This window comes from Streptomyces sp. NBC_00086 (assembly GCF_026343255.1).
In the GTDB taxonomy this organism is placed as follows: Bacteria; Actinomycetota; Actinomycetes; order Streptomycetales; family Streptomycetaceae; genus Streptomyces.
The window spans coordinates 340,059-346,331 of record NZ_JAPELZ010000002.1 but is presented as its reverse complement, the minus strand read 5'-3'; the positions used below and the strand labels follow the sequence as shown (position 1 = coordinate 346,331).

At 67.6% G+C, this 6,273-nt stretch carries 5 protein-coding genes; 4 read left to right on the top strand and 1 reads right to left on the bottom strand.

Annotation, left to right across the window (positions count from 1 at the left end):
• Positions 1-270: 270 nt before the first annotated feature.
• Entirely contained in the window at positions 271-660 is a 390-nt protein-coding gene (locus OG276_RS38765; protein WP_266914158.1) for an ankyrin repeat domain-containing protein, read from the bottom strand.
• A gap of 170 nt (positions 661-830) precedes the next feature.
• Here OG276_RS38765 and OG276_RS38760 point away from each other — a divergent pair, with 170 nt between their 5' ends.
• From OG276_RS38760 to OG276_RS38745, 4 genes are all read left to right on the top strand, one after another.
• Entirely contained in the window at positions 831-1,334 is a 504-nt protein-coding gene (locus OG276_RS38760; protein WP_266914156.1) for a hypothetical protein, read from the top strand.
• A gap of 69 nt (positions 1,335-1,403) precedes the next feature.
• On the top strand, positions 1,404-4,100 hold the full coding sequence (locus OG276_RS38755) for a DEAD/DEAH box helicase (RefSeq protein ID WP_266914154.1): 2,697 nt from the start codon (positions 1,404-1,406) through the stop codon (positions 4,098-4,100).
• 47 nt (positions 4,101-4,147) lie between these two features.
• Positions 4,148-4,450, top strand: coding sequence for a hypothetical protein (locus OG276_RS38750; protein ID WP_266914152.1), 303 nt, complete (start codon positions 4,148-4,150; stop codon positions 4,448-4,450).
• 560 nt (positions 4,451-5,010) lie between these two features.
• Positions 5,011-6,186: an ATP-binding protein gene (locus OG276_RS38745; protein WP_266914150.1), complete on the top strand. Its 1,176-nt coding sequence runs from the start codon at positions 5,011-5,013 to the stop codon at positions 6,184-6,186.
• Positions 6,187-6,273: the final 87 nt, after the last annotated feature.

The following is a 6,273-nucleotide window of genomic DNA, read 5'->3' as shown; positions in this document are numbered from 1 at the left end:
TACCTGAGCTGCGCGCTCAGGACCGAACGGCCTCTGCTGCGTTCGGCCGGGCCCTTCGGGCCTCGGCTCTGCGCTTCGCTCCGAGCTATAGCCGGCCCTTCGGGCCGGGAGTCCTGCGCTTCGCTCCGGACTGGCTCTGGGTTCCGCTGCGCTCCACCCAGAGTGGAGCTGCTTCGCAGCCCCACGGACTCCCGCGCTTCGCGCGGGAGATGACCCCGTTTCACTGGGGCCGGGCCTACGGCCCGTTGGGTGTCCGCTTCGCTCCCACCCTCAGTCCTTCCGGCTCCGCCTCCAGGACCACAGCCCGCTCCGCGGGCCGGCAACAGGAACCGCGAGGGCTGCTGTGTGCCGGTCCAGGAGCCTGACTGCCATGTCATGGTTGTCAGAACTCGCCAACTGGCGTGGCGTCTCGCCTTCGGGTGTTGCGGTGGGGTCAGCTCCGTAGGCCAGCAAGATCGCGGTGAGCGCCGAATCGAGCGGACCGCCGGACTGGAGCGCCCCATCCCCCTCCACATCAATCGCGTGAAGCAGGAGCGTCATCCCACAACAGACCTCTTCGGGGTCCACGCCCGCGTCGAGGAGACGGGTCAACTCGGCATGGTCACCCGACTCCACCGCCTGATGAGCAGGAGTCCACGGATTCTCGGCGGACTCGGTCATCGGGACTCCTATCGGGTTCTGGCATGACGACTGCATCTGGTAGATGCAGCATGTACCATTGGCGGAAATAGACTATATCACTGGGCAGGAAGAGGGCGGGGAATATGGGTGAGGCAAGGGCCTATCCAATCTATCGGAGTGAGAGTGGCAACGTAGACGCGGTAATCGCCGTGGCTCAGCTTCTGGTCGGGTGCGGGGAGCTGTGGGAGAACGCAACCGTCGGCCTGGATGCCGAACTGTGCCGGGTGGAGGAGGTCCTGGAGGCCCTCGAGGTGTTCCCTCAGGGCTGGTACTCGGGAGGTGACTCGCTACTCCGCGGTGTCGACCTTCCCCGCGATGCTACTGCGCTGGCCGGCTTGCTGCCGATGAAGCTCTCGGTCGAGGAACCTGTGGACAGTGACCTGCTTGAGCGGGCTGCGGGCGTGCTACGGAAGGCTTCTTGGGGGCAGATCGACTGGATGGCACTCAGCTGGCCGGCAGTACCCGAGCTCGATCTCGGACCCGAGCATGCCCGCACAGGCGTCCAGGCCTGCTTCAACAGCGACGCCGACGGCAACCCGGCTACCAACCACACCGTGTACGTACACGTCCGCCCTTTCACTGAAGAACGTGCGCAGCACCTCGCCAAGCAGATCGGACACGAAATCGTCGGCCCGTCCGAACAGGGTTGGTAGCTCCGGTCTCTCCAAGGGATTCCGATGCTTGTTTCATTCGTAAAAGTGTGAGAGATCGGCAGCTATCTTGTGATTCAGCTCCGGGAACACCAGGTCGACCAGAAGGCGCATTTCCGTAAGTGGGTTGGATTCCCTGCAAGGTTTTCCGTGCCTACTCAGGGGGCGCGGGCCACGATCGTGTCCGCGACCGGCTCCGGGAAGACCATCACGGCCGCGGCGAGCGCCCTGGAGTGCTTCTCCGGCGGACGGATCCTCGTCACCGTCCCGACCCTGGACCTCCTCGCCCAGACCGCCCAGGCGTGGCGGCTCGTCGGCCACCGCGCCCCTATGGTCGCCGTCTGCTCCCTGGAGAACGACCCGGTGCTCGACTCGCTGGGCGTGCGCACCACGACCAACCCGATCCAGCTGTCCCTGTGGGCCGGCTCCGGGCCAGTCGTCGTTCTCGCCACGTACGCCTCCCTCGTCGACCGCGAGGACCCCGAAGGACCCGGGGAACAGCGCAAGGTTCGCGGCCCGCTGGAGGCCGCCCTGGCGGGCGGAGAGCGGCTGTACGGGCAGCAGATGGCACCGTTCGACCTCGCGATCGTCGACGAAGCCCACGGCACCGCCGGTGATCTTGGTCGGCCGTGGGCCGCGATCCACGACAACACCCGCATCCCCGCCGCCTACCGGCTCTACCTCACCGCGACCCCGCGCATCCTCGCCGCGGCCCACCCCCAGCGCGGCGCCGACGGCCAGGAAGTGGAGATCGCGTCCATGACCAGCGATCCGGACGGGCCCTACGGCGAGTGGATCGCCGAGCTCGGCCTGTCGGAGGCCATCGAGCGGGAGATCCTTGCCGGTTTCGAGATCGACGTGCTGGAGATCCACGAACCCGAACGGCAGCCGCTCGTCCTATCGGAGGAATCGCTACGCGGCCGGCGCCTAGCACTGCTGCAGACCGCACTCCTGGAGCACGCCGCCGCGCACAACCTCCGCACCGTCATGACCTTCCACCAGCGAGTCGAGGAAGCCGCCGCGTTCGCCGACAAGCTGCCCCAGACCGCCGCCGAGCTGTATGCCAGCGAGACCTCCGACACCGCCCTCACCCAGGCGGACACCCTGCCCGCGTCGCCGATCGCCGCGGAGTTCTACGAGCTGGAGGCCGGCCGCCACGTACCCCCGGACCGCCTGTGGTCGGCATGGCTGTGCGGGGACCACCTCGTCACCGAGCGCCGCGAAGCCCTGCGCCAGTTCGCCAACGGCATCGACGCCGACAACCGGCGGGTCCACCGCGCGTTCCTCGCCTCCGTACGCGTTCTCGGGGAAGGCGTCGACATCACCGGCGAGCGGGGGGTCGATGCGATCTGCTTCGCGGACACCCGCGGCTCCCAAGTCGAGATCGTGCAGAACATCGGACGGGCGCTGCGCCCCCACCGGGACGGCAGCACGAAGGTCGCCCGGATCATCGTGCCGGTGTTCCTCCAGCCGGGCGAGAACCCCAAGGACATGGTCGCCTCCGCCAGCTACAAGCCCCTCGTCGCCGTCCTCCAGGGCCTGCGTTCTCACTCGGAACGACTCGTCGAGCAACTCGCCTCCCGCGCCCTCACCCACGGACAGCACCACGTCCACCTCCAGCGCGACCAAGACGGCCGGATCGTCGGAGCCGGCCGCATCGGAGGTGAGCCCGACGACGGCGGCCAGGAGAGCAGCGCCGATACAGCCATCGAGTCCGCACTTCTCCACTTCTCCACCCCGCGCGACGCCGCCACCATCGCGGCGTTCCTGCGCACCCGGGTCTACCGGCCCGAATCCCTCGTCTGGCTGGAGGGCTACCAAGCGCTCCTGCGGTGGCGGGCGGAGAACGAGATCACCGGCGTCCACGCCGTCCCCTACGACGTCGAGGTCGAAGTGGGGGTCACGAAGGAGTTTCCCCTCGGACGGTGGGTCCACCAGCAGCGCAAAGCCCTGCGGACGGGAGAGCTGGACGAGCACCGAAAAACCCTCCTCGACTCCCCCCAAGCAGGGATGGTGTGGGAACCCGGCCAGGAAGCATGGGAGACCAAACTCGCCGCACTCCGCTCCTACCGGCGCGCCAACGGACACCTCGCCCCGAGGCAAGACGCCGTCTGGGGCGAAGGCGAGGGCGACGACGACCAACTCGCCATCGGACAGTTCATGGCCAACCTCCGCCGCAAAGGCCCCAAAAACGGCCTCGGCAAGAACCAGGACACCGCGACCACCCGCGCCGCGCAGCTGACCGCCATCGACCGGGACTGGGACTGCCCGTGGCCGCTGGACTGGCAGCGGCACTACCGCGTCCTCGCGGACCTCGCCCAAACCGAAACCAGCGGCATCTTGCCGGCCATCGCACCCGGCGTCCTCTACGACGGCGACGACCTCGGCCGCTGGCTGGAACGCCAGAAACAACCCCACACATGGGCACAGCTATCGGCCGAGCAACAGGAGAGGCTGAGCAAGCTCGACGTACACCCCGACCAGGTGCCCTTCCCTGCCCCTGCGGCCGGACGCGGAGCGAAGGGGCCGAGTAAGGCGCAGCAGGCGTTCCAGCGGGGCTTGGTGGCCTTGACGCAGTGGGTGGAACGGGAAGGCGCCGGCCGACCCGTGCCCCGCGGCCACACCGAGGTCGTCGCGGTCGACGGAGAGACGGAGGCGGTGACCGTTCGACTTGGCGTATGGATCTCCAACACGAAGAGCCGGCGGGACAAGCTCACCGCAGACCAGCACGCCGCCCTCGCCGAGCTCGGCGTGAACTGGTCCAAGTAGCCGCGACACTGTATTGCTGGCAGCGACCCCTTTGAGAAGATCCCAACATGCCCACGCCCACCGCAGAAGAACTCCTTGCATCCGTCAGCGGACTGTCCCCCAATCAGGCGCAGCAGATCGCCGACCACATCGATCAATGCCGAGACCTTCTCACCGCAGGGACCGGCATGGACACCGTCCAGCAGCACCTGAAGGACCAAGGCGTCCCCATCATCCGCGCCATCCTGATCACCACCAGACTCATCGGCGATCACCCCAGCAAGCTGCGGGCCGCACGCGAGATCGTCGAATGCAGCCCCGCCCGCACACCCGACACCGCACCCAGCAGACCAAAGCACCCAGCTCCATAGCCCGCAGCGCCGCGCACGGCGAAGAGGCCCAGCCAGGTCGGCGACCAGGCACAGCGCGGCCTGACAGCCCTCACGCGGCGAGTCGAGCAGGAAGACACCCACCGGCCGGTTCCCAGGGCCCACGGGGAGGAGATCACAGTCGCCAGCGAGGCCGAGCTGGTGACCGTGAAGCTCGGCGTATGGATCTCCAAGCGCGACAAGCTCACCACCGACCGACCTGCTGTCCTCGCCGAGCTCCGCACCCACTGGGCGCAGTAGCGTGTCGCACCCTGCCGGAAATCCGTAGGAAAAGGCACCTCAGGCCCAGCCGAGAACGCCCTCCGCGCGCCTTCGGCGGGGCCTTCGCGCTGCTCCGCTCCCAGCAGCGGTCCCCTAGAACGACGGCTGCAGACAAGCCGTGGATGCGACCACCTGGGACCTCATCCTAGAGGGCCTGACCTGCGGTTTTTCCCTCAGAACCCTAGGATGGGCATGCGCCGGAGACCCGCGTGGAAGCCGCTTCGGCCGCTTCGGCTGCATCCGCTCACACACATGCTCAGGACGGCCAGGGAGGGTGTTTCATGACCGAGTCCGGCAACCCCAGTCAGCCCGCGAACGTGAATGAGTACAACGCCAGTCACATCCAGGTACTCGAGGCCCGCGAGGGGATACGCAGGCGCCCCGGCATGTACATCGGCTCGACCAGCGAGCGCGGTCTGCACCAGATGGTGTTCGAGGTCGTCACGTACGCCGTCGACGAGCACCTTGCCGGCCACGCCGACACCATCGACGTCACGATCACCCCGGACGGCGCCATTCGCGTCGCGGACAACGGGCGGGGCCTGCCCGTCCAGGTGGAGGAGTCCACCGGCATGTCGGCCCTCGAACGCGAGCTGACGGAGCTGTCCTTCGACACCAAGCCCCACAGCGGCTACGGGGTCTCCGGCGGCATCAGCGGCCTGGGCCTGTGCGTGGTCAACGCACTGTCGAGCCGTCTCACGGTCGAAGTCCACCGAGACGGCCACCGTTGGACCCAGGCGTACGAGAAGGGCACCCCGCTCACTCCCCTGACGAGGCACGAGGAGACGGGCAATCACGGGACCGCGATTACGTTCATGCCCGACACAGGCATCTTCGAGACCACCCACTACTCGTTCGCCACGCTGTCGCAGCGCCTCCAGGAACTGGCCTTCCTCAACGACGGCCTGGCCATCTCACTCACCGACGAACGGCCGGAGCGACCGGCCCGCTACCACCACACGGACGGCCTACGGGCCTACGTCGCCCACCTCAACCCCTACCCCCCGAGCCTCGTCCACTCCCCCGCCATCGCCTTCGAGTCGGAGAACCAGGACAAGACGATCTCCGTACAGGTCGCCATGCAGTGGAACACCTGGTCGCCGGGAGAGTTCCGCTCCTTCGCGAACAGCACACGCACCCATGAGGGCGGCGCACACGAACAGGGCTTCCGCACCGCACTCACGGACCTCATCAACGAATACGCACGCCGTCAACGGCATCTGCGCGCGAACGACAAGGACATCACGGCCGAAGCCATCCACGAGGGCCTGACCGCGGTCGTCTCCGTGAAGCTCGCCCGTCCCGTCTTCGAAGGCGCCACCCGGACGAAGCTCAGCAATCCCGAGGCAGATACCTACGTCCAGGAAGCCGTCCACGAACACCTCACCGACTGGCTAGACCACCACCCGGACGAAGCCGCCGCCATCACCCGCCACATCCTGAACGCGTCCATCTGACGTGCGAAGGTGCGACAAAGGACCTCCAGCCCGGGGGTAAACCCGGCGGGGGGTGAACGCCGAGACGGCGGGGTGCCGATTGCCTGT